Here is a 24,630-nt window from a genome sequence, read left to right as displayed (position 1 = left end):
TCCGTGCCACGCGGACCCGGCCGTCAGGCGTTCCCGCTCGTCACCCCCGCCCTGCTGGTCATCGGCGTGCTGTTCCTGTTCCCCGGCGTCTACAACGTGGTGCTGGCGTTCCAGGACCTCACCCCGTTCGACGCCCCGGGCGACGCCGAGTGGGCCGGCCTGGCCAACTTCCAGGCCGTCTTCACCGATCCGCAGATCGGCTCGGCCGCGGTCAACACGGTGTTCTGGCTGACCGCGGCCACCGTCGGCATCCGGCTGGTCCTCGGCATGGGTCTCGCGCTCCTGCTGCACAGCCGGGTGCTGCAGCGGTGGCGGCTGCGCGGCTTCGCCCGCACCATGGTGCTCGTCCCGTGGATGGTGCCGCCGGTGGTCGCGGTCGCCTGCTGGAAGTGGATCTTCGACGCCAACACCGGCGCGCTCAACCAGTTCCTGGTGGCGATCCACGTGCTGCCCGAGGGCGTGCCCTTCCTGGCCCAGACCAGCACCGTCTGGTGGTCGGTGATCGCCATCATCGTGTGGCGCGAGCTGCCGTTCGTCGTCATCGTGCTGCTGGCCGGGCTGCAATCGGTGCCCGAGGAGCAGTACGAGGCGGCCGCGCTCGACGGCGCCGGCCGGTGGCAGTCGTTCCGGCACATCACCGTGCCGAGCCTGCGGCCGGTCATCACCGTCGTCGTGCTCATGACGGTGATCCAGACCTTCAACAACTTCGTGTACGTGTGGCTGTCCACCGGCGGCGGGCCCGGCACCTACACCCAGGTGCTGGCCACCCAGCTCTACTCGAAGGCGTTCGTGGCCAACAGCCTGGGCGAGGGCGCCGCAATCGGACTCGTGATGACGGCGGTGATGGCGGTGTTCGCCCTGGCCTATCTGCGGGTCAGCGACCGGGGAAGGCAGGAGGCATGAGACGGCGGCCCCGCGACCTGCTGGTGATCGTGCCGACGCTGGCGATTCTGTTCGTCATCGTCTTCCCGGTCCTGTGGATGGTGTTCACCTCGCTGCGCCCGGCGTCGGCCCTGGCCGCGGACCTGCCCGTCGGGCAGTGGTTCGACGGGCTCGGCTTCGACGCGTACGGGCGGCTCTTCTCCGACTCGGGTTTCGCCCGCTACATCGGCAACAGCCTGCTCGTGTCCGCGATCAGCACGGTGTGCACGGTGGTGCTGGCCAGTTTCGCCGCGTACGGGCTCTCCCGGTTCAAGTTCCGGCTCCGCGGCCCGGTGCTGCTCGTCGTGCTGGCCACCCAGCTGCTCCCGTTCGTGGTGCTGATCTCGCCGATCTATCTGGCCTTCAGCGAGCTCGGACTGCTCAACTCGTACTACGGCCTGGTCGTCGTCTACGTCGCGATGACCCTGCCGCTCGCCATCTATCTGCTGCTCGGCTATTTCGACACGATCCCGCGCGTGCTCGACGAGGCGGCCCGCATCGACGGCTGCTCGACCGCCGGGGTCATCTTCCGGGTCGTGCTGCCGATCGCGGTGCCGGGCATCGTCACGGTCGTCACCACCACGTTCATCACGACCTGGGAGGAGTACTTCTTCGCCAGCGTCCTGATGACCAGCGAGGATCTCAAGACCGTCCAGGTCGGCCTGTCCTCGTTCTTCGGCGAGTACTCGAGCGACTGGGGGATGATCATGGCCGCGGCCACCGTCGCCACCGTCCCGACGATCGTGCTCTTCGCCGTCGTCCAGAAGCGCCTGGTCGCGGGCCTGTCCGCCGGGAGTGTGAAGCAGTGACACCCAACGTCGTCATCATCTACGCCGACGATCTGGGCTGGGGCGACCTCGGCTGCTTCGGCGCCGGTGAGCTCGACACCCCGGCCCTCGACGGGCTGGCCGCCCGGGGCGCCCGGCTCACCCAGTGGTACGCCAACTCGCCGGTCTGCTCGCCGTCGCGGGCCTCGCTGCTCACCGGCCGGCACCCGGCCCACGCCGGCGTCGAGGCGATCCTGGGCGGAGCCCGCGACACCGTCGGGCTGCCCCCGCAGTCGACGCTGGCCGGCGCGTTGCGCGACCGCGGCTACGCCACCGGCATCTTCGGCAAGTGGCACCTCGGCGTCGACCCTGCGTACGGGCCCCTGGAACGCGGTTTCGACGAGCATTTCGGGTTCCGGGCCGGATGCGTCGACTACTACTCGCACATCTACTACTGGGACAACCGCAACCCGGTGCACGACCTGTGGGACGGCGAGGACGAGGTCTGGCTCAACGGCGAATACCTGACCACGGTCATCGCCCGCAAGGCCGTCGACTTCATCGAGCGCCACGCCGACCGGCCGTTCCTGTGCTACGTGCCGTTCAACGCGCCGCACTACCCGATGCACGCGCCCGAGGAATACATGGCCCAGTTCGCGCACCTGCCCGAGGGCCGGCGCATGACGGCCGCGATGATCAAGGCGATGGACGACGGGGTCGCGACCATCCTCGACGCGCTCGACCGCCACGGCCTGGGCGACAACACGATCGTCTTCATGTCCTCGGACAACGGTCCCTCCACCGAGGAGCGCAACTGGCTCAACGGCGAGGAGGTCTCGTACGACGGCGGCTCGGCCGGCGGCCTGCGCGGGCACAAGGGGTCGCTGTTCGAGGGCGGCATCCGGGTCCCGGCCATCCTCCGCTGGCCCGCCCGGATCCCGGCCGGATCGCGCGACGACGTCGTCGGGTCGATGGCCGACCTCGTCCCCACCGTGCTGCACGCGGTCGACGGCGCCGAACCCGACGACGACACGATCGACGGACGGTCCCTGCTCGACCGGCTCACCGGGCCGGGGGACGGCGACGGTCGCTGGCTGTTCTGGGAGTACGAGGGTCAACGGGCCGGACGGCTCGGCCGCTGGAAGATCGTCGAGGACGTGTGCGAGAGCATGCAGGCCGAGGTGGCCGTGCGCAGCGCCCTCTACGACCTGGATATCGATCCGGGGGAACGGCAGGATCGGTCGGAGGACCACCCCGAGCTGTTCCACCGGATGCGCGACGAGCTGCGGCTCTGGGCGCAACAGTGCGAGAGCTGGCGGAAACCCGGCGACAGGAGCGCTTGATGCACGACACCGCACGCACCATCGAGGCCCGCGTCGAGCGGTTCGCCCGCGAGCATCTGCGGCCCGCCCTCGAACGCCGCAGCGTCCCGCTCGACGTGGTGGCGTGGGACGTGCCGGGCGAGCCGGTGCCGTTCGCCGAGGCGGCCGGGCAGCAGTTCACGCCGATCAAACCCGGGGTCGCGTGGGGCCGGCCGTGGGGGACCACCTGGCTGCACGTCACCGGCGAGGTTCCGCCGGGATGGGGCGGTCCGGACGTCGTACGGGAAATGGTCGTTGATCTCGGGTTCTCGGCGGCGCAGGCCGGGTTCCAGGCCGAGGGGCTCGTGTTCCGGCCCGACGGCGAGATCGTCAAGGGCCTGGAACCGCTCAACAACGCCGTCGCGGCGGGGGACGGGCCGATTGAGTTCTTCATCGAGGCGGCGTCCAACCCGGACGTGTCCGATGGCCGGCCGACGCCGATGGGGGACCGGGCCACCGCGGGCGACGAGCCGCTCTACACCCTGCGCCGGGTCGACCTGGTCGAGCGCGACACGAACATCCAGCACCTGCTGCGCGACATCTGGACGCTGACCGGGCTGATGCGTGAGCTCGACCCGGCGCTGCCCCGCCGCGCGAACATCCTGCGCGCGCTGGAGCGGATGTGCGACGCCGTCGACCCCGACCGGGTGGCCGCGACCGCCGCGGACGGGCGGGCCGAGCTGGCCGGGGTGCTGGCCTCGCCGGCCTGTCCCAGCGCGCACCGGGTCGTGGCGGTCGGGCACGCGCACATCGACTCGGCCTGGCTCTGGCCCACCCGCGAGACGATCCGCAAGTGCGCCCGTACGTTTTCGAACGTGCTCGCCCTGATGGACGAGTATCCCGATTTCGTCTTCGCGTGTTCGAGCGCGCAGCAGTACGCGTGGATGAAGGAGCACTATCCGGCGCTGTTCGAGCGCATCCGGGCCCGCGTCGCCGAGGGCCGGTTCGTGCCGGTGGGCGGCATGTGGGTCGAGTCGGACACCAACATGCCCGGTGGCGAGGCCCTGGTCCGGCAGTTCGTGCACGGCAAGGGCTTCTTCGCCCGCGAGTTCGGCGCCGAACCGGACGAGGTGTGGCTGCCCGACTCGTTCGGCTACACCGCCGCGCTGCCGCAGATCGCCCGGGCGGCCGGGTCGCACTCGTTCCTCACCCAGAAGATCTCGTGGAGCGAGACCAACCGGATGCCGCATCACACGTTCTGGTGGGAGGGCATCGACGGCAGCCGCGTTTTCACGCACTTCCCGCCGGTCGACACGTACAACTCCGACCTGTCCGGGGCCGAGCTGGCCCGGGCGCAGCGGCAGTACGCCGAGAACGGTTTGAGCGACGTTTCGCTGGTGCCGTTCGGGTTCGGCGACGGCGGCGGCGGCCCGACCCGCGAGATGCTCGAGGCAGCTGCCCGCACCCGCGATCTGGAGGGCTCGCCGAAGGTCTCGCTGGGCACGCCGCGGGAGTTCTTCGCCGACGCGCTGGCCGCGCATCCGTCCCCGGCCACCTGGTCCGGCGAGATGTATCTGGAGCTGCACCGGGGCACGTACACGACGCAGGCCCGCACCAAGCAGGGCAACCGCCGCAGCGAGCATCTGCTGCGCGAGGCCGAGCTGTGGTGGGCCACCGCGGCCCGGCGCGGGCTGGGCGCCTACCCGTACGAGGAACTGGACGCGGCCTGGCGCACGGTGCTGCTGCAGCAGTTCCACGACATCCTGCCCGGCTCGTCGATCGCCTGGGTGCATCAGGAGGCCGAGCGCAACTACGCGGTCGTCGGGGTCGCGCTGACCACGCTGATCCACCAGGCGCAGCTGCTGCTGGCCGGGCCGGGCGACCGCGACGTCGTCTTCAACGCCGCTCCGGTCGCGGCCGCGGGGGTGCCGCCTCTCGCCGCGGCCGTGGCGCCGGCGCCCGGCTGGGTGGCGCCGGTCGCCTCCCCGGAAGGCTGGGTGCTCGACAACGGCGTTGTACGGGCGGTCTTCGACCACGCCGGCCTGCTGGTGTCCCTCCGGTCGGAGGGTCGCGAGATCATCGCGGACGGGCAGGCGGCGGCGCTGCTGCAGGTGTTCCGCGACATCCCGAACCGGTGGGACGCCTGGGATCTCGACGCCCACTACCAGCGGCACGTCACCGAGTTGCGCGACGCCGACGCGGTCGACGCCGGCCCGCACTCGCTGGTCGTCCGCCGGTCCTACCGGGACTCGGGCTTCGTGCAGACGTTCCGGCTGGCCGAGGGCGCGACCCGGCTCGACATCGAGACCCGCGCCGACTGGCATGAGCGGCAGAAGCTGCTCAAGCTGGCCTTCCCGCTGGCCGTGCACGCCGACCGGGCCACCTCGGAGATCCAGTTCGGGCACGTGCACCGGCCCACCCACGCCAACACCTCGTGGGACAGCGCGCGCTTCGAGACGGTGGCGCACCGCTGGGTCCACGTGGGCGAGCCCGGCTTCGGGGTGGTCGTGGCCAACGACTCCACATACGGGCACGACATCACCCGCCGCTGGACCTCCTCCGGCGCGACCTACACCCAGGTGCGGCAGTCGTTGCTGCGGGCGCCGCGCTATCCCGACCCGCACGCCGACCAGGGCACCCACGTGCTGCGGTCGGCGCTCGGGCCGGCGCCCACCGTGCTCGAGGCGCTCGCGAGCGGCTATCAGATCAACCTTCCCGCCCGTACGGTCCCCGGCGGCTCCGCGGTGCCCCCGCTGATCACGGTGGACACGCCGTCGGTGGTCGTCGAGGCGGTCAAGCTGGCCGAGGACCGCTCGGGCGACCTGATCGTGCGCCTCTACGAGGCCCGCGGCGGCCGGGCGACGACCCGGGTCCAGGTGTCCGAGCCGTACGCCCGGGCCTGGACGACCGACCTCCTGGAACGGCCGCCGTCCGACCCCGCGGTGCAGAACTCCTCGTGGTCCGGCCCCGAGCCGATCGAGATCTCGTTCCGCCCGTTCGAGATCGTGACGCTGCGGGTGGCTCAGTAGCGCTGCGAGCCGGTGCCGAACAACGGCGACACCGGGTGCGCGCGGCCGTCGACGGTGGCGCCGGCGAAGGCCAGCATCGGGGCCAGGTCGCGGTTGTTGGCCGCCGGGAAGTTGAGGGTGGGAGTGGACACCGCGTCCAGTTGCCCGGTCAGGTCGGCGGGCAGCCGGACGTCGATCGCGTCGAGGTTGGCCCGGAGCTGGTCGAGGCGGCGGGCGCCGATCAGGATCGAGGTGACGCCGGGACGTCCGCCGAGCCAGGAGAGGGCGGCCGCGGCCGGAGTCACCCCCGCCGCCGCGGCGACCTCGTCCAGCGCGTCGATCACGGCATAGTCCGAATCGGACGGGCCGCCGACCATGGGAGCACGCCGGGTGTCGACCTCCTGCCGGTTCTTCCTCGAATACTTGCCCGACAGGAAACCGCTGCGCAGCGGGCTCCACGGCAGCACCCCGAGACCGTGCTCGGCCGCCATCGGCAGCAGTTCGCCCTCGGCCGTACGCTCGAGCAGCGAATACTCCGCCTGCAGGCCGATCGCGGGCGTCCAGCCCCGGAAGTGGGCGACGACCTGGGCCTCGGCCGCCTTCCAGGCGGGCAGGTCGGACAACCCGACGTACCGGATCTTGCCCGCCGTGACCAGGTCGTCCAGTGCGCGCAGGGTTTCCTCGACCGGCACGCCGCGGTCCCAGTTGTGCACCCAGAAGATGTCGAGGTAGTCGGTGCCCAGCCGCCGCAGCGACTCCTCGGCCTGCGCCGCGACCGCCTTGCGCCCGGCGCCGCCGCCGTTGGGGTCGCCCGGGAACAGGTTGCCGAAGAACTTGGTGCCGAGCACGATCCGGTCGCGCAGCCCCGGCCGCGCGGCCAGATAGTCACCGATGATCTTCTCGGAGTGGCCGTTGGTGTAGATGTTCGCGGTGTCGATGGAGTTGCCGCCACGCTCCAGATACTCGGTGATCATGGCTTCGGACTCGGCGACCGGGGCGCCCCAGCCGTTGTCCTCGCCGAAGGTCATGGCGCCGAGCGTGTACGGGCTGATCCGCAGGCCGGACCGGCCCAGCGTGACGAAATGATCGAGTGGCATGCCCAAGAGTCCACACCCGTACGGCTCCCGGCCGTGAGTCGGATCCTGGCGCGCGGTTGCCTGATCCTGCCAAAATGCGTACGTGCTCGATGAGGTGCGTGGCCTGGTGTCCCGGCACGCCGGCGGTCCGCTCCCGCCCGGGGTCAGCCTGCTGGAGTCGAACGAGCCCACCGAGCCGATGCCCGCCCTCTACGAGCCGTTCTTCGCCCTGGTCGTGCGGGGCGCGAAGCGTACGGTGCTCGGCGACCGGGTCTTCGACTACGCGAGCGGCGAATACCTGATCGCCTCGGTCGAGCTGCCGGTGCTGGGCCACGTGACCCGGGCGCCCTACCAGGTGTTCGGTCTGCGGCTGCGCCGTTCCCTGGTGGCCGAGCTGCTGCTCGACCTGCCGTCCGGGGTCCCCGCGCCCGGCATGGCGGCCGGGGTGGCCGGCCCCGAGCTGATCGACGCGGTCGCGCGGCTGCTGCGGCTGCTGGACCGCCCGGCCGACCTGCGCGTGCTCTGGCCCGGCCTGGAACGCGAGATCGTCTGGCGGCTGCTCACCGGCGACCAGGCCGCGGTGGTCCGGCAGCTGGGCCGGCCCGGCAGCAACGCCGCGCAGGTCGGCCGGGCCGTCCGCTGGATCCGCGAGCACCACGCCGACCTGTTCCGCATCGAGGACGTGGCCCGTGCGGCCGGCATGAGCGTGACCTCCCTGCACCGCCACTTCCGCGCGGTCACCACGATGACGCCGTTGCAGTACCAGAAGCAGATCCGCCTGCAGGAGGCCCGGGCCCGGCTGATGGCCGAGCCCGGCGACGTGGCCGCGGTGGGGTTCGCCGTGGGCTACGAGAGCGCGTCGCAGTTCAGCCGCGAGTATCGCCGCCTGTTCGGCCTGCCCCCGGGCCAGGACGCGGCCCGCCTGGCGTCGGCCTCCGCGGTCGGCTAGCTCGGCTCCCGCTGGAGCGACGGCGAGCTGTTCGAGCGCGGCCTGGACCAACTGCTGGCCGGCTGAAGCACGTTTTCGCCTCTATCAGTATTTAATATCGACTACCTTGAATGTGCATGCCCGGGACGAGTGGCCGGTGTCGCCCGTCGCCTAATTTGCGGGAATGGTCAACGAAGCACTCGCGCAGGAACTGATCGACATGACCGAGGAGGACCGGCGGCTGCAGCCCGGCGCGCTGGGTGAGGACCTCGGCGCCCAGCTGGCCCACCGCCGTGCCACCGTCCGCAACGGTGACCGTCTCGCCGAGATCCTCGATGAACACGGGTGGCCGACCGCGGAACTCGTCGGCCCGGAGGCGGCCCGGCGGGCGTGGCTCGTGGCGCAGCACGCCGACCGGCAACTGTCGCTGCAGCGGCGGGCGCTGGCCCTGATGACCGAGGCGGTGGACGCGGGACAGGCCGACGCCGCGCAGCTGGCCATGCTGCACGATCGCCTGCTGGTCAACGAGGGCCGGCTCCAGATCTACGGAACGCAGATCGCCGGGGTCGTCGACGGCGCTCCCGTCCCGTGGCCGTGCGAGAACCCGGAGCAGATGGATCAGCGACGTGCGGAGGTCGGCCTGGACCCGTACGCCGTCCACGTCGCCCGGCACGCACCGGCCTGATCGCTCCGGGGCACGGTCAGCCCGCGAGGAGGACGAAGATCAGGGCGAGCGCCGCGGGCAAGGCCTGGACGTACAGGATGCGCTTGCTCGCGGTGGCCGCGCCATAGATGCCGGCGATCGCGACGCAGACGAGGAAGAAGATTTTGGCCGAGGTCAAGTCGGCGATCAGGCCCCAGATCAGGCCCGAGGCCAGGAAGCCGTTGTAGAGACCCTGATTGGCGGCCAGGGTGCGTGTCTGCTCGGCGAACGACGGGGTCAGGCCGAAGGCCGCGCGGCCCCGCGGGGTGGTCCAGAGGAACATCTCGAGGACCAGGATGTAGACGTGGATGAGCGCGACCAGCGTCACCAGGATGTTCGCCACCACGATCATGGCGGAGCGTACACGGGGGTTGACAGTGGCTACCGTCACAGCGGATAACTAACGTACCAGTCCGTACATTAGCTATCCGGGAGTCATATCCATGCGCTGCGGCCTGATCGGCGCCGGCATCGGCACCTCCCTGTCCCCGGCGCTGCACGAGGCCGAGGGGCGCAGTCAGGGTCTCGACCTCACCTACGAACTGTTCGACACCGCCGACGCGGAAAGCCTGAAAGCCCTGCTCGACCAGGCCGAGAACGCCGGGTTCGCCGGCCTTAACATCACTCATCCGTTCAAGCAGCGGGTGATCGGACTGCTCGATCCGGACGGCCTGTCCGCGCAGGCCCGGGCGATCGGCGCGGTCAACACCGTGGTCTTCAGCGGCGGCCGGCGGCTGGGTCACAACACCGACGCGTACGGCTTCACCGAGGCCTACAAGAGCGGGATGTCCGGCCGGGTCGTCCAGCTCGGAGCGGGTGGCGCCGGCGCCGCGACCGCCTATGCCCAGCTCGAGATGGACACCATCGAGCACCTCACCGTGGTCGACCCCGACAAGAGCCGCCGGGACAAGCTGCTCAAACCCGGCACCCAGCCGGGCAAGCTCACCGTCGCCTCGCCGCACCAGCTCGCGGAAGCCATCAGAACCGCCGACGGCCTGGTCAACGCCACCCCCGTCGGCATGCGGCAACACCCCGGAATGCCGCTTCCCGCCGAGATGCTCCACCCCGGCCTGTGGGTCGTCGACATCGTCTACATGCCCGTCGAGACGCCGCTGCTCCGGGAGGCCCGCGACCGGGGCCTGCGGACGACCGGCGGCACGGCGATGTGCGCCTACCAGGCCGCGGCCGCCTTCGAACTGCTCACCGGGCACACCCCCGACACCGCCCGCATGCTGCGCCACCTCGATGCCGTCCTCGCCCGAAAGGGAGCCCCCCATGCATCCGTCCCCGACCACCGAGAAGACCGCTGAACTTCCCGAACCCCTGTCCCTGCGCCGGATGATCGGCCCCGGCGTGGTCGCCGTGGGCATCGGCATGGCCGCCGGCGAGATCATCCTGTGGCCCTACCTGACCGCGATCGGCGGTCTCGGCCTGCTGTGGCTGGCCTTCTGCACGCTCGCCGTCCAGTTCGTCATCAACATGGAGATCGAGCGCTACACCCTGGCCACCGGGCAGACCGTCGTGGCCGGCTTCTCCCGCTGGTGGAAGGGCTGGGGCATCATCATCTGCCTGGCCGGGGCCTTCCAGTACGTCTGGCCGGGCTGGGCCACGAGCGGTTCGACCGTCCTGACGTACCTGTTCGGCGGGGGTGACCCGGTCTGGATCACCGTCATCGGTCTGGTGCTCGTCGGCGCGCTGCTGTCGGTGTCCAAGGTGGTCTACACGACTGTCGAGCGGGTCGAGTGGGTCAAGGTCGGGCTGACCGTCTTCTTCCTGGCCGTCGTGGTCGTCTTCGTCATCTCGCTCACCACCTGGGGCGACGCCGCCAAGGCCACGGTCACCGAGTTCGGGCGGATCCCGGCGGGCATCACGTTCACGCTGATCCTGAGCGCGATCGGGGCGGCCGGCGCGGGCGGCGTACACAATCTGGTCCTGAGCAACTGGATCCGCGACAAGCGCTACGGCATGGGCGCGCACGTGCCGCGTCTGGTCTCGCCGATCACCGGTCAGGAGGAGGCCGCGGGCACGGACCGCTACACGTTCACCACCGACGAGGCCAACATGGCCCGCTGGCGGGTGTGGTGGAAGCGGGCCAACCTCGAGCACCTGGTCACGTTCGTGGCCGTCTGCTTCGTGACGATCAGCATCATGTGCCTGCTGGCGTACGAGACGCTGTTCGGCCGTGACGACGTCAAGAACGACACCTCGTTCCTGCGCATCGAGGCCGGCATCCTCTCCGACCTGGTCGGCGACTGGCTCAAGGTGCTGTTCCTGGCGGTCGCCGCGGTGTCGTTGTGGGCGGCGGCGATGGGCCTGCTCGACATCATCGGCCGCGTCGCCTCCGACTTCCTGCGCCGCAACTACCTGCAGACCTCGGCCCGCTGGACCGAGCCCCGGCTCTATCTGACCGTGGTGTGGGCCGAGATCGTGCTGGGCTCGGCGATCCTGCTGGCCGGCTTCACCCAGCCGCTGGGCCTGCTGATCGTGTCGACCTGCGCGGCCTCGGTGGTGACGCTGCTCTATTCGACCCTGCTGATCCGCCTCAACATCCGCGACCTTCCCACCCCCGTACGGCTGCGGGGCTGGCGCCTCGGCGGCATGCTCGTGGCCATCGGGTTCTACGGCTTCTTCGCCGTCGCCATGGTCGTCACGCAGCTGCAGCGACTGTGACCGTGAACGTCTCCTCCAGCGCGGCCGCGCTCATCGGCCGCCCGAACAGGTAACCCTGCGCGAACCGGTAGCCTGCCTCGTGCAGGCGGGCTGCCTGCGCCGGGGTCTCCACGCCCTCGGCGACGGCCTCGATGCCCAGGTCGTCGGTAAAGACGATCATGTTGCGGGTCACCGCGTCGGCCGTCCGCCCGGCGCGGTCGCCGCTGACGAACGACTTGTCGACCTTGAGGACGTCGACCGGGCAGTCGAGCAGCAGGCTGAGCGACGAGTGACCGGTGCCGAAGTCGTCCAGGGCGATGCGCAGACCCAGCGCCTTGAGCCGGTGCAGCTGGTCGAAGGCGGTGCCGGCGGCCAGCACGGCGGTCTCGGTCACCTCGAGCATCAGGCTCTCCGGGGCCAGGCCGCTGTCGCGCAGCACGCCCGCCACGAAGTCGACGAAGTGCGGGTCGGCCAGCTGCCGGGCCGAGACGTTGACGCTGATCCGGCGCGGCGCCCGGTCGCCCAGGCGGTTCCGCCAGTCCACGGCCTGCCGCACGGCCTCCTGCAGGACCCACCGGCCGAGCTCGGCGATCAGCCCGTTGTTCTCGGCGAGCGGGATGAAGGCGTCCGGTCCCAGCAGGCCACGGTCGGGGTGCTGCCAGCGCAGCAGCACCTCGGCCCCGGTCGGCGTGCCCCCGGGCAGCGAGACGATCGGCTGATACAGGGCCACGAGCTGGTTTCCCCGTACGGCGTCCCGCAGCTCGGCGGACAGTCGCGCGGCCTCGTCGGCGGCCCGGTCCATGGCCGCGTCGAACCAGTGCCACCGGTTGCCGCCCGCCGTCTTGGCCGCGTACATCGCGACATCCGCGCGCCGCAGCAGCTCGGCCGGGTCGTCGCCGGGCCGGGTGGTCGTGACGCCGACGCTGGCCGCGGAGAGCACCGTCTGGCCGTTCAGGTCGTACGGGGCGTTGACCGCCTCGATCAGCCGGTCCAGCAGCCGCTCGGCGTCGGCGGTTCCGGGGATCACCACGGTGAACTCGTCGCCGCCGAGCCGCGCGACGAAGGCCTGCTCGCCGGTCACCTCGGTCAGCCTGCGGCCGGCGGCCACGATGAGCTGGTCGCCGACGTGATGCCCGAGACGGTCGTTGACGGTCTTGAAATCGTCCAGGTCGATCATGGCTACGTGGAAGCCGGCCGGGCGGGTGCTCAGGTGCTGCTCGAGGTGGGCCCGGTTGGCCAGGCCGGTGAGGCTGTCGTGGGTGGCCTGGTGGCGCAACTGGTCCTGATAGCGGCCGAGCTTGTCGAAAAGCTGCTGGTTGTCGCGCACGGCCAGCACCTGGCGCACGACGACCAGGGCGGTCAGGGTCACGGCGACGATCTGCATGGTGGTCGTCTCGGCCGGGTCGGACGTGCCGGTCGAGAGCAGCAGGGTGTCGGTGACGGCCACGGCGGCGTACGGGAGCCAGCTGATCCGGTGCGAGGGCCGGCGCACGGGCGGAGTGCGCACGCCGTTGTGCCACTGCCGGGCGGCGGCGAGATTGATCGTCAGCGCCGCCACCGGCACTGCCATGATGCTGGTCGACAGGTAGGGCCGGTCGGCCAGGAACGGTGAGAAGCCGCCCAGGGCCGCGGCGACCGCGCAGCCGGCCGCGAGGACGCGGATCGCCTGCCGGTCGAGCCGCCCGGCGCCGGCGAAGCCGACCTTGACGAAGGTGGCCACCCCCACGAACGCCGCCAGCATGATGGCCAGCATCGGGCCCACGGATCCGGTCTGCGCGGTCCACTGCTCGTGGTTGCGCAGGGCCAGGTGCCACACGAGCGCGCCCACGGTGACCAGCACCATGCAGGCGTCCAGCCCGAAACGGATCCAGTCGGCCCGGCTGCGCTGCCACGACGGCAGGCGCAGCAACGCCCACATGACCGTGGCCAGCACGGCCAGATAGAGCGCGACGGTGACGGGGGAGAGCAGCTGCGAGGGTTCCGGGCCGCCGACCGCGTCGACCGTGTTGCCGATGGTGCCGCCGGTGAAGAAAACCGAGGCGATCGTCAGGTGCCGCCAGAAGCGCCGGGTGCCCGCGTCGAGCCGGGGGTCACGGGCCGCACGGGCGGCCACGGCGGCGGCCAGCAGGGCGCTCACCGGCAACGGCAGCCAGCCGATCACCGGGTACGCCCACACGTGCGCCAGCCCGGCGATCACCCACGCGAAGCTGAGCACGACGAGCGCCGCGCCCGCGAGTTCCGGTCCGTGCGATCGCCACCACCGAGACATCTTCTGGCCAACTCCGTCCTTGTCTTCAAGCTCCCTTCGGCTTCCGGCGCCGCGAGTTGAGAAAGGCGAGCCCTCGATATCCGGACAAAGGGGCGGATTGGCGGCTCCGCTATTGTCGACGCCATGGAACGGGTACGGGATGCCGAGCGCACCCGAGCCGAGATCATCGAGGTGGCGACCTCCGAGTTCGCCGATCAGGGGTACGCGGGAGCCCGCGTCGACGAGATCGCGGCCAAGACGCGCACCACCAAGCGCATGATCTATTACTACTTCGGGGGCAAAGAGGGGCTCTATCTCGCCGTCCTCGAGCAGGCGTACCAGCACATCCGGGCGCTGGAGCAGAAACTCGACGTCGAGCATCTCGAGCCGGTCGAGGCGCTGCGCAAGCTGGCCGAGCTCACCTTCGACCACCACGAGCAACACCAGGATTTCGTACGGCTGGTAGCGATCGAAAACATCCACTACGCCCAGCACCTGATCAAGTCCGGCGCCCGCGAGGGCCTGGCCTCGACCGCGCTGGACGTGCTGACCCGCATCATGGAGCGCGGCGTCAAAGCCGGCCTGTTCCGCGACGACGTCGACGCCCTCGACATCCACATGATCATCAGCTCGTTCTGCATCTTCCGCGGCGCCAACCGCTACACGTTCCGCGCCATCTTCGACCGCGACCTGCTCGACCCTCAGCTGCGCGACCACCAGCGCCAGATGATCGGCGACCTGGTCGTGGCCCACGTGACGGCCGCGCCCACCCGCCGGCCGTAGCGCCCCGGCTGCCATACTCCAGCGCTATGTCAGCCTTCGACGATCTCTTCGGCCGTCACGTCCTCACGGCCATGGCCAGGCAGTTCGCCCTAGCCGAGGTGATCGGCGAGCGCCCTTGGTCGGTCGACCTGAACGCCGGCGCGGTGACGTTCGGATCCGACCTGCGCTTCCCGATCCAGCTCCTCGGCAGCGAAAGCCACAGCGACGGCACCTGGCTGTGGGCCTGGGCCAACCACGCGAGCAACCTGCCGCCCGAACTGACCCACTTGTGCACCTGGATGCGCGACTACGGCCAGAACGCGGGCCTCCCCGAACTGACCGACCGCACATTCGGCCTCGACCGGGCCGACGGCCACCGCCTCGCGCTGATCGCCTCCGGCCTGACCGGCCGCCCGTACTACCGGGGCCCGTACGAGGGCGGTGCCCTGTTCTTCCACCTCGAGGGCATGCCGCCACAGGAAATCCAGCCCGAACGCGCCCTGACGGTGATCAGCCAGACCATTTCCGCGTTCCCGTTCGACCACCGCCCGGCCGTGACCGCCTTCTTCGAGCAGCAGGGCTGGCCTTTCGAGGCCGGCGTGGCTCACCACCCTTCCGGCGCCACTCTGACCGTCGAGTTCGACCGCGAGGGCCGCATAGCCCACCTGAACGGCACGATCCCCCCACGCCCCTGAGATCGCCGTTGGCCGCCATGCACCCACTGAGCGAGCCCGATCTTCCGCTTCCCGCCGGCGGGTGACCGCGCGAGCGTGTGCCTGGGCCCATGCTGGGTGCGGCGGTCCCCGTTCGGATTTGCGGCGCAAGCGTGCGCTTGCTTCGGGCGTCGCGTTTACGGGCCGAGCGTGTGCTTGCTTCCCGCGTCGCGTCCACGGGGTGAGCGTGTGCTTGCTTCGGGCGTCGCGTTTACGGGCCGAGCGTGTGCTTGCTTCGCGCATGGCGTCTACGGGGTGAGCGTGCGCTTGGTCCGCGCGTCGCGTCTACGGGGCGAGCGTGCGCTCGACCGTTTCGCGGAGCAACGCCCGGCGGCGATCGTGGTCGGCGGCGGGTTCGTCGACCGACGCTGCGTAGGCGTGGCTGGTCGGTGACCAGGCAGCGGCTATGGCCACCACCAGTGTGAGCAGGTCGGCCGGGTCGCCGGAACGCACCAGCCCCTTCTCCTGAGCGCGGGCCACCGACTCCAGCTTCGGGGTCAGATCGGTGTCGTCGAAGATCAGACCCACCGGACGCTGCTCGAGCCGCATCCACCCCATCAGCCGGGCAAACAGCGGTTGCCGCAGATTCTCGTCGTACATGGCGACGGCCCACCCGGCCAGGTCATCGGCGTCGAATCCGACCGCACTCGCCCCGCGCCGCCGCAGATCGTCCAGGACCGCGTCGAGCAGCCCTTCCTTGCTGCCGAAATACCCGTACAGCTGCGCCTTGTTGGTGCGCGCGGCCGCGGTGATCCGGTCGATCCGCGCCCCCGCGATGCCGAACTCCGCGAACTCCTCCGCGGCCGCGTCAAGAATGCGGCGAACGGTCGCGGCCCCCTTGGCCGTAGTCGGAAGCTCGGGCATGAGCTCACTATACAAACAGACGAGTTCGTTTGCTTTCCCGCCACGTCGAGACTAGCGTTCGCTAGACAGACCGAATAGTTTGTTTGGAGAGCGCCATGACCACCACGTACGCCTGGCAGAGCACCGGCAACTCGACCGCCCTGCAACGGGCCGCGATCGAACGCCGCGACCTCCGCCCCGACGACCTAGCCGTACGCGTCGACTTCTGCGGTGTCTGTCACAGCGACCTGCACGCGCTCCACGGCATGACCGGCAAGCCCACCGACGGCCTCGTGCCCGGCCACGAGTTCACCGGCACGGTCACCGCCGCCGGTCCGGAGGCGACCGGCTTCGCCGTGGGCGACCGCGTCGCCGTCGGCACGGTGGTCGACTCGTGCGGAGCGTGCCCGATGTGCCAGGCCGGCCAGGAGAACTTCTGCCTCCAGGGCCCGACCACCACCTACGGCGGCACCGACCGAGTCGACGGCACCACAACGCTCGGCGCCTACAGCCGCTCCTACGTCGTACGCGCCAAGTTCGCCTACCTCCTCCCGGCAACCCTCGACCCGGCCGCCGCCGCGCCGCTGATGTGCGCCGGCATCACCATGTGGGAGCCGCTGCGCGCCGCGGGCGTAGGCCCCGGCAGCCGCGTCGCCGTCGCCGGCTTGGGCGGCCTGGGCCACCTCGGAGTAAAACTGGCCTCCGCCCTCGGCGCTTCAGTCACCGTCCTGAGCCGAACCTCCGCCAAGGCCGACGACGCCCGCAAACTAGGCGCCACCGACTTCCTGCTCACCACCGACGACGAAAAGATGAAACAGGCCACCGGCTCGTTCAACCTGATCCTCGACACCATCGCCGCCCCGCACGACTTCTCGCCGTTGCTCCGCCTGCTCACTCTCGAAGGCACGCTGAGCGTCCTCGGCGCCCCCTTGGAAACCCCCGTACGCATCCTCGACCTCACCTTCGGCCGCAAAAACCTCACTTCATCAGGCACCGGCGGCACCAAGCAGACAGCCGAACTGCTCGCCTTCGCCGCCGAACACAACATCACCGCCGACATCGAACTGCTGCCCTCCACCCAGGTCGAGGAAGCCCTGACCCGCCTCGAGAAAGGCGACGTCCGCTACCGCTTCGTGCTCGACCTCTCCGACCTCGACTGATCGGCCAGACACGGAACCGGCCACGCATCCGTTGCCGTCCGCCGCCAAAGGCCCCGCCTCGCCAGACCCACTCCTGTTGTGCTCGAGCAGCTGCCCGCCGCCTCGCTGCGCCTGGCCCTGCCCACCGACGGATAAATCAGCACCGAGAGCGCAGTAGCCGGCTCGGGCGGAGCTGCAGGGGCAGCCGCCTGCATGCTCCGCTCGGTGCCGATTCCGCGAACTGTTGCCCGCCTGCCTGCTCGGTCCGCTGCCCCGGCGTTTCTCGGCCCTGCGCGCGGCTTGTCGGTCGGCGTGCCGATCGGCGTGCAGTCGGCGTGCCGGTCCTGCCCGTCCGTGGCGTGCGATTACCTGCCCGGTGAATCCCGATCCTGCTGGCCTCCCGTTCGTCGGTCCTGCGCCTGCCTTGGGGACGAGTGCCAGCCCGTTCCGCTTGTCGGGTCCCGCGCGCTGCCCGTCTGTCGTGCGCGGCATCCGCTTGTGGGGTCCTGCGCGCGGCTTGTCGGTCGTGCGCGGCATCCGCTTGTGGGGTCCTGCGCGCGGCTTGTCGGTCGTGCGTGGCATCTGCTTGTGGGGTCCCGCGCGGGTTGTCTGTCGTGCGTGGCACCCGCTTGTCGGGTCCCGCGCGCAGGCTGTGCGCGGCACCCTGCTTGTCGAGTCCTGCGCGCGGCTGTCTGTCGTGCGCGGCACCCGCTTGTGGAGTCCCGCGCAGCTTCTGTCGTGCGCGGCCTTGGCCTCGCGCCGGCTTGGCGTCAACGCGGGAACTGCCGGACCCATAGGCCAGGCGTCCGTCCGGCTGGGCCTTCGGGCCACCGCCGCGCTGTGCGCGCGGCCGTAGCGCCTCACACAGGTCCTCCCTCGGCGATCGAGGCCTAGCCGGTGTTCCGTCGACGATGATGCGCCGCACCACACGGGCACGATTTCTGGTGGCCGCCCGCGATGACCCTGCCCGCAGCTGCGCTCGGTAAAGACCTGGGTGCGTGATCATCCGGGCTTCCTCGTCGGCCCGGCTCGGTTGGTCCGCGCGTGGTAGCTGCCTCGCTGTCCTTCCTGTTCGTCGGTCGTGCGCGGCCGGGCGGTCCCTGGCGTTACGACTGGCCGGCTGCCCGCGGGTGGCGTTGCCCACGCCGCCCGCCTGGCCATGCCTCTATGGGAGAGGCGTGCCAATTCCTTGGAGCTGGTCGGACCCGGTCATGTGAGGGCTCCGGCGGCCGTGAGCTCGCGGCTTGCCAGCATCGGGAGGAGCAGGGCGGTGGGGGAGTCGGGCGGTGTGGTGTAGACGATCAAGTGCTGGTCGGGATCGTGCGGGGCGATGATGTGCTCGATGTCGAAGTGCAGGCGGCCCAGGTCGGGGTGCAGGATATGTTTCGTCGCCGAGGTGTAGTCGCCGACCTGTTGGTCCTGCCACCACTGGTCGATCTTGGGGTCGCTGCGCCGGAGGACGTCGATCTCGGCCAGCAGGCGCCCGTCGTGCGGGTGGGAGCCCGCTTCGCGTCGCATGCCGGCCACGGCGGCTCGGGCGAAGACCTCCCAATTGACGATGCGCTCCCGGGCCAGCGGGTCGCGGAAGAGATAGCGGACAAACGACTCGCCGACGGCGAACTCGCGGCCGAGCACGGCCGGCAGCAGGGCGCTGCGGGCCAGGACGGCGCTGCGCCGGCCCAGCAGCAGCACCGGCAGGTGAGCAAGCGCCGTCATCACCCGGAGCAGGCCCGGATCGGCGCGCTGGCGGGACGCGGAACCGTCTCGACCGCGAGCGGGCCGGGCGGGGGCGGCGAGGTCGCGGAGGTGGGCGCTCTCGATATCGTCGAGCTGCAGCGCGCGGGACAGCGCGGCCAGCACCTCGGGCGAGATGTTGGCCTGGCGGCCCTGCTCGATGCGCGTGTAGTAGTCGACGCTCAGGCCGGCGAGCATGGCCAGTTCCTCACGCCGCAGACCGGGTACGCGGCGCGGGCCGGGGAACGGTTGGACTCCCGCTTGAGTGGGCTGGAGGCGGTCGCGGCGGGAACGCAGGAACTCGGCGAAGGCGATGCGGTTGGCGGGCATGCGTCAGATATAGCGCGGTGGCGCGGCGGCAGGGTGGTCATGTCATGACCTGGTTGGCCGCTCCGTTCGGTCGTACAAATGTGCCCATGACTGATGCGACAGCAATCGTGACCGGTGCGACCAGCGGAATCGGGGAGGCGATCGCCCGCCGGCTGGCGGGCCGGGGCTATCACGTGGTGGTGGCCGGGCGTGATCGGAGCAGGGGCGACTCCATCGTGTCGGGCATCCGATCCGACGGCGGCAAGGCCGATTTCGTGCCCGCCGACCTGGACGCCTCCTATCCGGAGTTGCGCTCGTTTGCGGCTGCGGCCACTGAGACGCTGGGCGGCCGGGTCGACGTGCTGGTCAACAACGCCGGCATCTATCCGGTCAGCGAGACCGCCGCGCTGCCCGACTCCGACCTCGATGCGATGCTCGCCGTCAACGTCCGCGCCCCGCACGTGCTGGTGGGCGAGCTCGCGCCCGCCATGGTGGCCCGCGGCGAGGGGGTCATCGTCACGATCGGCTCGTGGATGGCGTCCGTGGGCAGCGCCTTCGGCGCTATGTACACGGCGACGAAGGCGGCCGACGAGCAGTTGACCCGATCGTGGGCGGCCGAGTTCGGGCCGAAAGGCATACGGGTCAATGCGGTTGCTCCCGGGGTGACGGCGACGCCCGGGAATGCGCATGCCCGTGAGGTCACGGAGTGGATGGCCGCGTCGACGCCGGCGAAGGTTCCGGTGCGGCCGGATGACATCGCGAACGCGGTTGCGTTCCTGGTCTCCGACGAGGCACGCATGATCCACGGCACCACGCTCTACGTTGACGGGGGGATCACCACGACACGGATCGCAGAAGGGTAGGACGCTTTCGGTATGCCCGAAAAAGATCGATGACCATCTTTGTATGGCTAGGGTCAGGGCCAGGAATCCCCCCGAACCCCCGCAGGAGGGCATCGATGCTTCTTCGACGGTTGGCGGCCGCGTTCATCGCGGTCGTCGCGCTCGCCGGCGTGCAGGTCGCCGGCGCCAACCCGGCACAGGCCGCGCCACGAGTGCTCTACTACGACGCCAGCCAGGCCCAGGAATTCGTATCCGTTGTCAACCAGGGTGCGCAGATCTGGAACAGCCGGGCTACGAACGTGCGGCTCGAGCCGGTGCCGGCCGGGCGCACGCCGAACATCCGGATCTACGCCGACAACGACTGGCCGCGCGCGCAGACGACCTCGCTCGGCAACGGGCGTGTCTGGATGGGCCGGCAGGCGGTCAACCAGGGCTACTACCCGCCGCGGATCGCCGCTCACGAGCTCGGGCACATCCTGGGGCTGCCCGACCGGCGCACGGGCTTGTGCACCGACCTGATGTCGGGCAGCAGCGCGCCGGTCTCGTGCACGAACTCGTATCCGAACTCGCGGGAGCTGGCCACGGTTGACGCCAACTTCCGTTCGTCGGCCGCGGTGACCCCGCGGACGTACGTGTGGCAGCCCGCTCTCGCCGGAGTGGCGGGCTAGACGGGGGCCGTGATGCCGGCGGGCGCAGCACGGGCCCGCCGGCATGACGGTGAACCGTGGCGAGCTGGGCGGCGCGGCGGTAGGGGCAGGCCGGGCGGCGCGGCGGTAGGGCAGGCCGGGCGGCGCGGCGGTACAGGCAGGCCGGGCGACGCGGCGGTACAGGCAGGCCGGGCGACGCGGCGGTAGGGCAGGCCGGACGTCGAGGCAGGCGGGCCTGGATGGGCGGCGGCTGGCTGTTGACGACTGGGCGGATGGCCGTGTTGGTCCGCCGGGGCTGGTCTCGCTCAGTGACGGGCGGAAAATGCCGATGATGGGGTATGCGCGGCCTGCGGAATTGGTGGCGTCCGGCAGTTGTGCCCCTGGGGGTGTGGCTGCTGCTTGTCGTCCTGGGCACCGGCGTTCTGCTCTGGCAGCAGGACAACAGCCGGGACTCTGTTGCGCAGCGGTTCGATACGGGTGTGGGCACGCTGGGCGACTTCATGGGCGGCGTGGCTGCCGAGGCGCTCGGGCGGGAACTCGTTCAGGCGCAGGCCTCGCTGGCCGACCCGGTCGTTGAGGCCAAGGACTTCCAGCGCGCGGTGGCCGGCTTCGGCTATCCGGTGGCTGTTCTCCTCGACGCGCGGGGGCGGGTTCTGCATATCGCCCCGTCCAGTCCCGAAATGGTCGGCACCGACCTCGCCGGCCGGTACACCCATTTGCGGGAGGCGCTTCAGGGGCGCCCGGCTGTGTCTGGCGTGGTGGACTCGGTCGCGGAGGAGACCCCGGTTGTCGCCTTCGCCGTGCCGTTCGACACCAGCCAGGGGCGCCGCGTTTTCTCGGGGGCCGTGCCGATCCGGTCCAGCCCGTTGGCCTCGTACTTCACGAGCGCGCTGTCGTTGACCGGGGCGCGGGTGCAACTGGTCGACACGAGCGGCAACATCGTGGCCGCGACCACGGCGTTCACGAGCGCCGGGCCTACGCTGGCCGGCGAGGACCCGCCGCTGGCCGACGCCCTGCTGCAGGAGCCGAGCGGCCGCTACCGCACCGGTGGCAAGTGGTGGCGGTACGCGTCGGTCGCCGTCGACGGCACCCCGTGGCGGCTGTCGGCAACCGTGAGCGAGGACGTGCTGTTCAGTTCGCTGCGCAACACCGAGATCGCCGGCCGGGCCGCGCTCGGCGGGGCCGCGGTGGTCGGCCTGGCCGTGGTGGCGGCGGCCGGCCGGGCCCGGGCCAACCGCCGTGAGCTGCTGCTCAGCGAGCGCCGCTTCCGCAAGGTGTTCGACGGCTCGCGCATCGGCATGGTGGTCGCCGACGTCCAGGGCCGCTGCCTGCGGATCAACCCGGCCGGCTGTCAGATCTTCGGCCGTTCCGAGGAGGACCTGATCGGGCGCCGGCTGGCCGAGTTCAGCCACCCCGACGACGCGGCCGTCTTCGAGGCGCCCATGCGGGACTGCCTGGCCGGGCGCATCGACGGCTTCGACCTCGACAAACGCTATCTGCGCGCCGACGGCGAAGTGGTCGAGGCCTCGGTCACCGCCGCCGTCCTGCGCGACGAGGAGGAACGCCCGCTCTATTTCGCGACGCAGATCATCGACGTCACCGAGCGCAACACCCTCGAACGGGAGCGCGAACGCGACCAGGCCGAACTGGCCCAGCGGGCCGAGCAGTTGCAGGACGCGAACACGCACCTGGCCGACGTGATGGCCATGCTCAGCCACGATGTGCGCCAGCCGCTGGCCAAGATCGTTGGATTGGGCGGGCTGGTCGTGGAGGAGTGGGCCGGTCTGCCTGACCACACGAAGGTCAACTACGTGCAGCGGATGACGGCGGCCGGGCACCGGGCGAACGACCTGGTCACCGACATCCTCATGCTGGCCCAGCTCGACGCCGGGGCGATGGTGGCCCGGCCCGTACGCATCGATCTGTCGCACGTCGTCCGCGAGGCCGTCGCCGCGCATCACGTCAGCTCGGGCGTCCCGATCTCGGTCATTGCCCCCGACGAGACCACCGGCCTGGCCGATCCCGGTCAGCTGCAGCTCATCCTGGGCAACCTGATGACCAACGCCACCAAGTACGGCCGGCCCCCGATCGCGGTGACCGTCACCAACGCGGGCGAGCAGGTCGCGATCCGCGTCGCCGACCACGGTGAGGGCGTGCCCGCCGAGTTCGTGCCGCACCTGTTCGACCGGTTCGCCCGGGCCGGTTCCGGGGTGGCCACCACGACCGCCGGCACGGGCCTGGGCCTCTATCTGGTGCGCCAGCTCGCGCAGGCCGGCGGTCTCGACGTCTCGTACGAGCCGAACCAGCCGCACGGCGCGGTGTTCATTCTGACCGTCCCGCGCGCCTCCCCGACGTCCCGCATGTGGGATTCCGAAACGGTCGGAGCGGCCTGACCCGCAGCGCGGCTAGAGCGGACGCAACCCCGGTTGCCCGTCGACGATCGCGAACGATTTGAGCGTACGGGCGGCGGCGTTCTTGCGGGTGACGGCGTCGAGCCCGCGGAAGTCGGCCCGGATGCGGTCGCGGCCGATCGTCGTCCGGGTGTAGCCGCGCCGGTCGGAGTAGAACTTGAGGTGCGGATTCTCGCCTCCGAGAGGATCGCGGTGGCCGCCGTGCCGTCGCCCCGGGACGTGATCGAGGTGCAGACCAGTTCGGTGCCGATCGTGCGCGAACGTGGGTCGTCGTAGTCGGCCTTGAGGTCGCCGGCCCAGGCCGAGTGGATGTCGCCGGTCAGCACCACCGGGTGGGCCTTCCGCTCGGTCCAGCCGCGCTGCAGACGGTCGCGGGACGCCTGATAGCCGTCCCAGTAGTCCATGCTTCCGGCGCCCCGGGCATCGTGGCGCTGGGCGAAGAACACCTGCTGGCCGAGCACATCCCAGGTGGTCTCGTGTTGGGCGAGCCCGTCGAGCAGCCACTTCTCCTGGGCCGCGCCGACCATGCTGCGCCGGGGCAGGCCGGCGTCGGGGCAGGCTTTCCAGACGCCGCCGCAGACCTGAGGATCGCGGAACTGGCGGGTGTCGAGCATGTGGAAGGTGGCCAGCCGTCCCCACCGGATGCGCCGGTAGACGGGCAGACTGGTGCCGGACGGAGCCGCGCTCGGACGCAGCGGCAGATGCTCGTAGTAGGCGCGGTAAGCGGCGGCGCGCCGGGCGGACCACTGCGCGGGGGTGAGCGGCGGCAGGTTGTCGAGCCGATGCCCGCCCGCATAGTCGTTCTCGACGTCGTGGTCGTCCGGCACGACCAGCCACGGCGCGGCGGCGTGGGCGGCCTGCAGGTCGGGGTCCACCTTGTACTGCCCGTACCGGCGCCGATAATCCGCCAGCGTCAAAACCTCCGGACCGAGGTGCTGCCGTACGCGTTCCGGGCTGGGCGCCCCCTCGTAGATGTAGTCGCCGAGGTGCAGGATCAGCCCCGGCTCGTCCTCGGCCATGCGCCTGTACGCGGTGAAGTAGCCATGCTCGAAGTTCGCGCACGAGGCGAACAGCATGCGGAGCCCGGAACCGAAGGACCCGGCCGCGGGAGCCGTGCGGGTGCGGCCGAGCGGGGAGATGTGCCCGCGCGTCCGGAACCGGTAGAAGTATTCGGCGTCCGGGGCGAGCCCTCCGGCGACGACGTGCACCGAGTGGGCGTCCGTGTGGCGAGCGGTCACGGTCCCGTACGCGAGAAGCTTGGCGAACGAATCGCTCGCGGACACCTGCCAGTCGACGGCCACATCGGCCCGTGACATGCCGCCCTGCCCGTCCTCGGCCAGCGGCGCGGGGGCCAGACGGGTCCACAGCACCACGCTGTCGTGGGCCGGCTCACCGGAGGCGACGCCGAGCGTGAACGGGTAGGCGGAGGCCGGCGGCGCGACCACCGCGCCGAGACTGCCCAGGACGAAGGTGCGGCGGCTGACCTTGCTCACCAGGCCAGACAACTACGGCTGCCGGCCGGGCGGAGCGGGATGCGCGTCTCTCCCTCGAACGAGGCCGGGCCGGGCCGGGCTCCGGTACGGCATGCTGGCACCTCCAGCACTCGCCGCTCGCTCAGGTGAAAGGCCG

Annotated in this window: 19 protein-coding genes and 1 pseudogene; 14 read left to right on the top strand and 6 right to left on the bottom strand. The window is 70.8% G+C overall.

Annotation, left to right across the window (positions count from 1 at the left end; genetic code table 11):
- The first annotated feature begins 3 nt into the window (after positions 1-3).
- Genes ACZ3I4_RS32200 through ACZ3I4_RS32185 form a run of 4 tightly spaced genes read left to right on the top strand, consistent with a single transcriptional unit; the run spans position 4 to position 6,018 of the window.
- Positions 4-903 (top strand): carbohydrate ABC transporter permease, encoded by a 900-nt coding sequence (locus ACZ3I4_RS32200; RefSeq protein ID WP_465385810.1) that lies wholly within the window; start codon positions 4-6, stop codon positions 901-903.
- Entirely contained in the window at positions 900-1,730 is an 831-nt protein-coding gene (locus ACZ3I4_RS32195) for a carbohydrate ABC transporter permease (protein WP_465385809.1), read from the top strand. Before ACZ3I4_RS32200 ends, ACZ3I4_RS32195 begins: the two co-directional genes overlap by 4 nt.
- Positions 1,727-3,031, top strand: coding sequence for a sulfatase-like hydrolase/transferase (locus ACZ3I4_RS32190; protein ID WP_465385808.1), 1,305 nt, complete (start codon positions 1,727-1,729; stop codon positions 3,029-3,031). Before ACZ3I4_RS32195 ends, ACZ3I4_RS32190 begins: the two co-directional genes overlap by 4 nt.
- Positions 3,031-6,018, top strand: coding sequence for an alpha-mannosidase (locus tag ACZ3I4_RS32185; protein WP_465385807.1), 2,988 nt, complete (start codon positions 3,031-3,033; stop codon positions 6,016-6,018). The genes ACZ3I4_RS32190 and ACZ3I4_RS32185 overlap by 1 nt, the downstream gene beginning before the upstream one ends.
- Here the strand turns inward: ACZ3I4_RS32185 and ACZ3I4_RS32180 are convergent.
- The gene (locus tag ACZ3I4_RS32180; RefSeq protein WP_465385806.1) at positions 6,012-7,094 is read right to left on the bottom strand and encodes an aldo/keto reductase; all 1,083 of its coding nucleotides are present in this window, start codon (positions 7,092-7,094) and stop codon (positions 6,012-6,014) included. The genes ACZ3I4_RS32185 and ACZ3I4_RS32180 overlap by 7 nt on opposite strands.
- 82 nt (positions 7,095-7,176) lie before the next feature.
- On the opposite strand from ACZ3I4_RS32180, the gene ACZ3I4_RS32175 reads away from it, so the two are divergent.
- Positions 7,177-8,022 carry an AraC family transcriptional regulator gene (locus tag ACZ3I4_RS32175; RefSeq protein ID WP_465385805.1) on the top strand — a complete coding sequence of 282 codons (846 nt, stop codon included), beginning with the start codon at positions 7,177-7,179 and terminating at the stop codon, positions 8,020-8,022.
- A 163-nt stretch (positions 8,023-8,185) separates the two neighbouring features.
- Positions 8,186-8,686 (top strand): DUF6624 domain-containing protein, encoded by a 501-nt coding sequence (locus tag ACZ3I4_RS32170; protein ID WP_465385804.1) that lies wholly within the window; start codon positions 8,186-8,188, stop codon positions 8,684-8,686.
- Positions 8,687-8,702: 16 nt separating this feature from the next.
- Here the strand turns inward: ACZ3I4_RS32170 and ACZ3I4_RS32165 are convergent, their stop codons facing one another.
- A complete protein-coding gene (locus ACZ3I4_RS32165; protein WP_465385803.1) occupies positions 8,703-9,056 on the bottom strand; it encodes a DUF1304 domain-containing protein in 354 nt (117 codons plus the stop codon).
- A gap of 91 nt (positions 9,057-9,147) precedes the next feature.
- Here ACZ3I4_RS32165 and ACZ3I4_RS32160 point away from each other — a divergent pair, with 91 nt between their 5' ends.
- Together ACZ3I4_RS32160 and ACZ3I4_RS32155 are read left to right on the top strand one after the other, a co-directional pair.
- The gene (locus ACZ3I4_RS32160; RefSeq protein WP_465385802.1) at positions 9,148-10,014 is read left to right on the top strand and encodes a shikimate dehydrogenase; all 867 of its coding nucleotides are present in this window, start codon (positions 9,148-9,150) and stop codon (positions 10,012-10,014) included.
- Positions 9,980-11,374 (top strand): Nramp family divalent metal transporter, encoded by a 1,395-nt coding sequence (locus ACZ3I4_RS32155; RefSeq protein WP_465385801.1) that lies wholly within the window; start codon positions 9,980-9,982, stop codon positions 11,372-11,374. The genes ACZ3I4_RS32160 and ACZ3I4_RS32155 overlap by 35 nt, the downstream gene beginning before the upstream one ends.
- On the opposite strand, the gene ACZ3I4_RS32150 is transcribed toward ACZ3I4_RS32155, so the two are convergent.
- Positions 11,352-13,622 carry a putative bifunctional diguanylate cyclase/phosphodiesterase gene (locus tag ACZ3I4_RS32150; protein ID WP_465385800.1) on the bottom strand — a complete coding sequence of 757 codons (2,271 nt, stop codon included), beginning with the start codon at positions 13,620-13,622 and terminating at the stop codon, positions 11,352-11,354. The genes ACZ3I4_RS32155 and ACZ3I4_RS32150 overlap by 23 nt on opposite strands.
- Before the next feature lie 123 nt (positions 13,623-13,745).
- Here ACZ3I4_RS32150 and ACZ3I4_RS32145 point away from each other — a divergent pair, with 123 nt between their 5' ends.
- Both ACZ3I4_RS32145 and ACZ3I4_RS32140 read left to right on the top strand, forming a co-directional pair.
- Positions 13,746-14,384 carry a TetR/AcrR family transcriptional regulator gene (locus ACZ3I4_RS32145; protein ID WP_465385799.1) on the top strand — a complete coding sequence of 213 codons (639 nt, stop codon included), beginning with the start codon at positions 13,746-13,748 and terminating at the stop codon, positions 14,382-14,384.
- 26 nt (positions 14,385-14,410) lie between these two features.
- On the top strand, positions 14,411-15,058 hold the full coding sequence (locus ACZ3I4_RS32140; RefSeq protein ID WP_465385798.1) for a DUF6882 domain-containing protein: 648 nt from the start codon (positions 14,411-14,413) through the stop codon (positions 15,056-15,058).
- A 303-nt stretch (positions 15,059-15,361) separates the two neighbouring features.
- Here the strand turns inward: ACZ3I4_RS32140 and ACZ3I4_RS32135 are convergent, their stop codons facing one another.
- Positions 15,362-15,940, bottom strand: a complete 579-nt coding sequence (locus ACZ3I4_RS32135; RefSeq protein ID WP_465385797.1) for a TetR/AcrR family transcriptional regulator — start codon at positions 15,938-15,940, stop codon at positions 15,362-15,364.
- Positions 15,941-16,035: 95 nt separating this feature from the next.
- Here ACZ3I4_RS32135 and ACZ3I4_RS32130 point away from each other — a divergent pair, with 95 nt between their 5' ends.
- The gene (locus ACZ3I4_RS32130) at positions 16,036-17,079 is read left to right on the top strand and encodes an NAD(P)-dependent alcohol dehydrogenase (RefSeq protein WP_465385796.1); all 1,044 of its coding nucleotides are present in this window, start codon (positions 16,036-16,038) and stop codon (positions 17,077-17,079) included.
- A 1,188-nt stretch (positions 17,080-18,267) separates the two neighbouring features.
- On the opposite strand, the gene ACZ3I4_RS32125 is transcribed toward ACZ3I4_RS32130, so the two are convergent.
- Entirely contained in the window at positions 18,268-19,122 is an 855-nt protein-coding gene (locus ACZ3I4_RS32125; protein WP_465385795.1) for a helix-turn-helix domain-containing protein, read from the bottom strand.
- Between the two features lie 86 nt (positions 19,123-19,208).
- Here ACZ3I4_RS32125 and ACZ3I4_RS32120 point away from each other — a divergent pair, with 86 nt between their 5' ends.
- From ACZ3I4_RS32120 to ACZ3I4_RS32110, 3 genes are all read left to right on the top strand, one after another.
- Positions 19,209-19,964, top strand: a complete 756-nt coding sequence (locus ACZ3I4_RS32120) for an SDR family NAD(P)-dependent oxidoreductase (protein ID WP_465385794.1) — start codon at positions 19,209-19,211, stop codon at positions 19,962-19,964.
- 95 nt (positions 19,965-20,059) lie between these two features.
- Complete coding sequence (locus ACZ3I4_RS32115; protein WP_465385793.1) at positions 20,060-20,611, top strand: snapalysin family zinc-dependent metalloprotease; 552 nt, start codon at positions 20,060-20,062, stop codon at positions 20,609-20,611.
- 317 nt (positions 20,612-20,928) lie between these two features.
- Positions 20,929-22,983, top strand: coding sequence for a sensor histidine kinase (locus tag ACZ3I4_RS32110; protein ID WP_465385792.1), 2,055 nt, complete (start codon positions 20,929-20,931; stop codon positions 22,981-22,983).
- Positions 22,984-23,252: 269 nt separating this feature from the next.
- Here ACZ3I4_RS32110 and ACZ3I4_RS32105 read toward each other — a convergent pair.
- Positions 23,253-24,371 (bottom strand): annotated as a pseudogene (locus tag ACZ3I4_RS32105) (alkaline phosphatase D family protein); the annotation flags it as partial.
- Positions 24,372-24,630: the final 259 nt, after the last annotated feature.

The organism is Actinoplanes sp. NPDC021490, assembly GCF_055562135.1.
The sequence above is the reverse complement of the archived record's forward strand: the minus strand, read 5'-3'. Positions and strand labels throughout refer to the sequence as shown.

Bases quoted from the DNA above. Each gene is read 5' to 3' on its own strand.
- ACZ3I4_RS32160 (WP_465385802.1), top strand. From the start codon at position 9,148: ATGCGCTGCGGCCTGATCGGCGCCGGCATCGGCACCTCCCTGTCCCCG.
- ACZ3I4_RS32135 (WP_465385797.1), bottom strand. From the start codon at position 15,940: ATGCCCGAGCTTCCGACTACGGCCAAGGGGGCCGCGACCGTTCGCCGC.
- ACZ3I4_RS32195 (WP_465385809.1), top strand. From the start codon at position 900: ATGAGACGGCGGCCCCGCGACCTGCTGGTGATCGTGCCGACGCTGGCG.
- ACZ3I4_RS32110 (WP_465385792.1), top strand. From the start codon at position 20,929: ATGCGCGGCCTGCGGAATTGGTGGCGTCCGGCAGTTGTGCCCCTGGGG.
- ACZ3I4_RS32145 (WP_465385799.1), top strand. From the start codon at position 13,746: ATGGAACGGGTACGGGATGCCGAGCGCACCCGAGCCGAGATCATCGAG.
- ACZ3I4_RS32120 (WP_465385794.1), top strand. From the start codon at position 19,209: ATGACTGATGCGACAGCAATCGTGACCGGTGCGACCAGCGGAATCGGG.
- ACZ3I4_RS32115 (WP_465385793.1), top strand. From the start codon at position 20,060: ATGCTTCTTCGACGGTTGGCGGCCGCGTTCATCGCGGTCGTCGCGCTC.
- ACZ3I4_RS32155 (WP_465385801.1), top strand. From the start codon at position 9,980: ATGCATCCGTCCCCGACCACCGAGAAGACCGCTGAACTTCCCGAACCC.
- ACZ3I4_RS32125 (WP_465385795.1), bottom strand. From the start codon at position 19,122: ATGCCCGCCAACCGCATCGCCTTCGCCGAGTTCCTGCGTTCCCGCCGC.
- ACZ3I4_RS32180 (WP_465385806.1), bottom strand. From the start codon at position 7,094: ATGCCACTCGATCATTTCGTCACGCTGGGCCGGTCCGGCCTGCGGATC.
- ACZ3I4_RS32140 (WP_465385798.1), top strand. From the start codon at position 14,411: ATGTCAGCCTTCGACGATCTCTTCGGCCGTCACGTCCTCACGGCCATG.
- ACZ3I4_RS32185 (WP_465385807.1), top strand. From the start codon at position 3,031: ATGCACGACACCGCACGCACCATCGAGGCCCGCGTCGAGCGGTTCGCC.
- ACZ3I4_RS32165 (WP_465385803.1), bottom strand. From the start codon at position 9,056: ATGATCGTGGTGGCGAACATCCTGGTGACGCTGGTCGCGCTCATCCAC.
- ACZ3I4_RS32150 (WP_465385800.1), bottom strand. From the start codon at position 13,622: ATGTCTCGGTGGTGGCGATCGCACGGACCGGAACTCGCGGGCGCGGCG.
- ACZ3I4_RS32130 (WP_465385796.1), top strand. From the start codon at position 16,036: ATGACCACCACGTACGCCTGGCAGAGCACCGGCAACTCGACCGCCCTG.
- ACZ3I4_RS32170 (WP_465385804.1), top strand. From the start codon at position 8,186: ATGGTCAACGAAGCACTCGCGCAGGAACTGATCGACATGACCGAGGAG.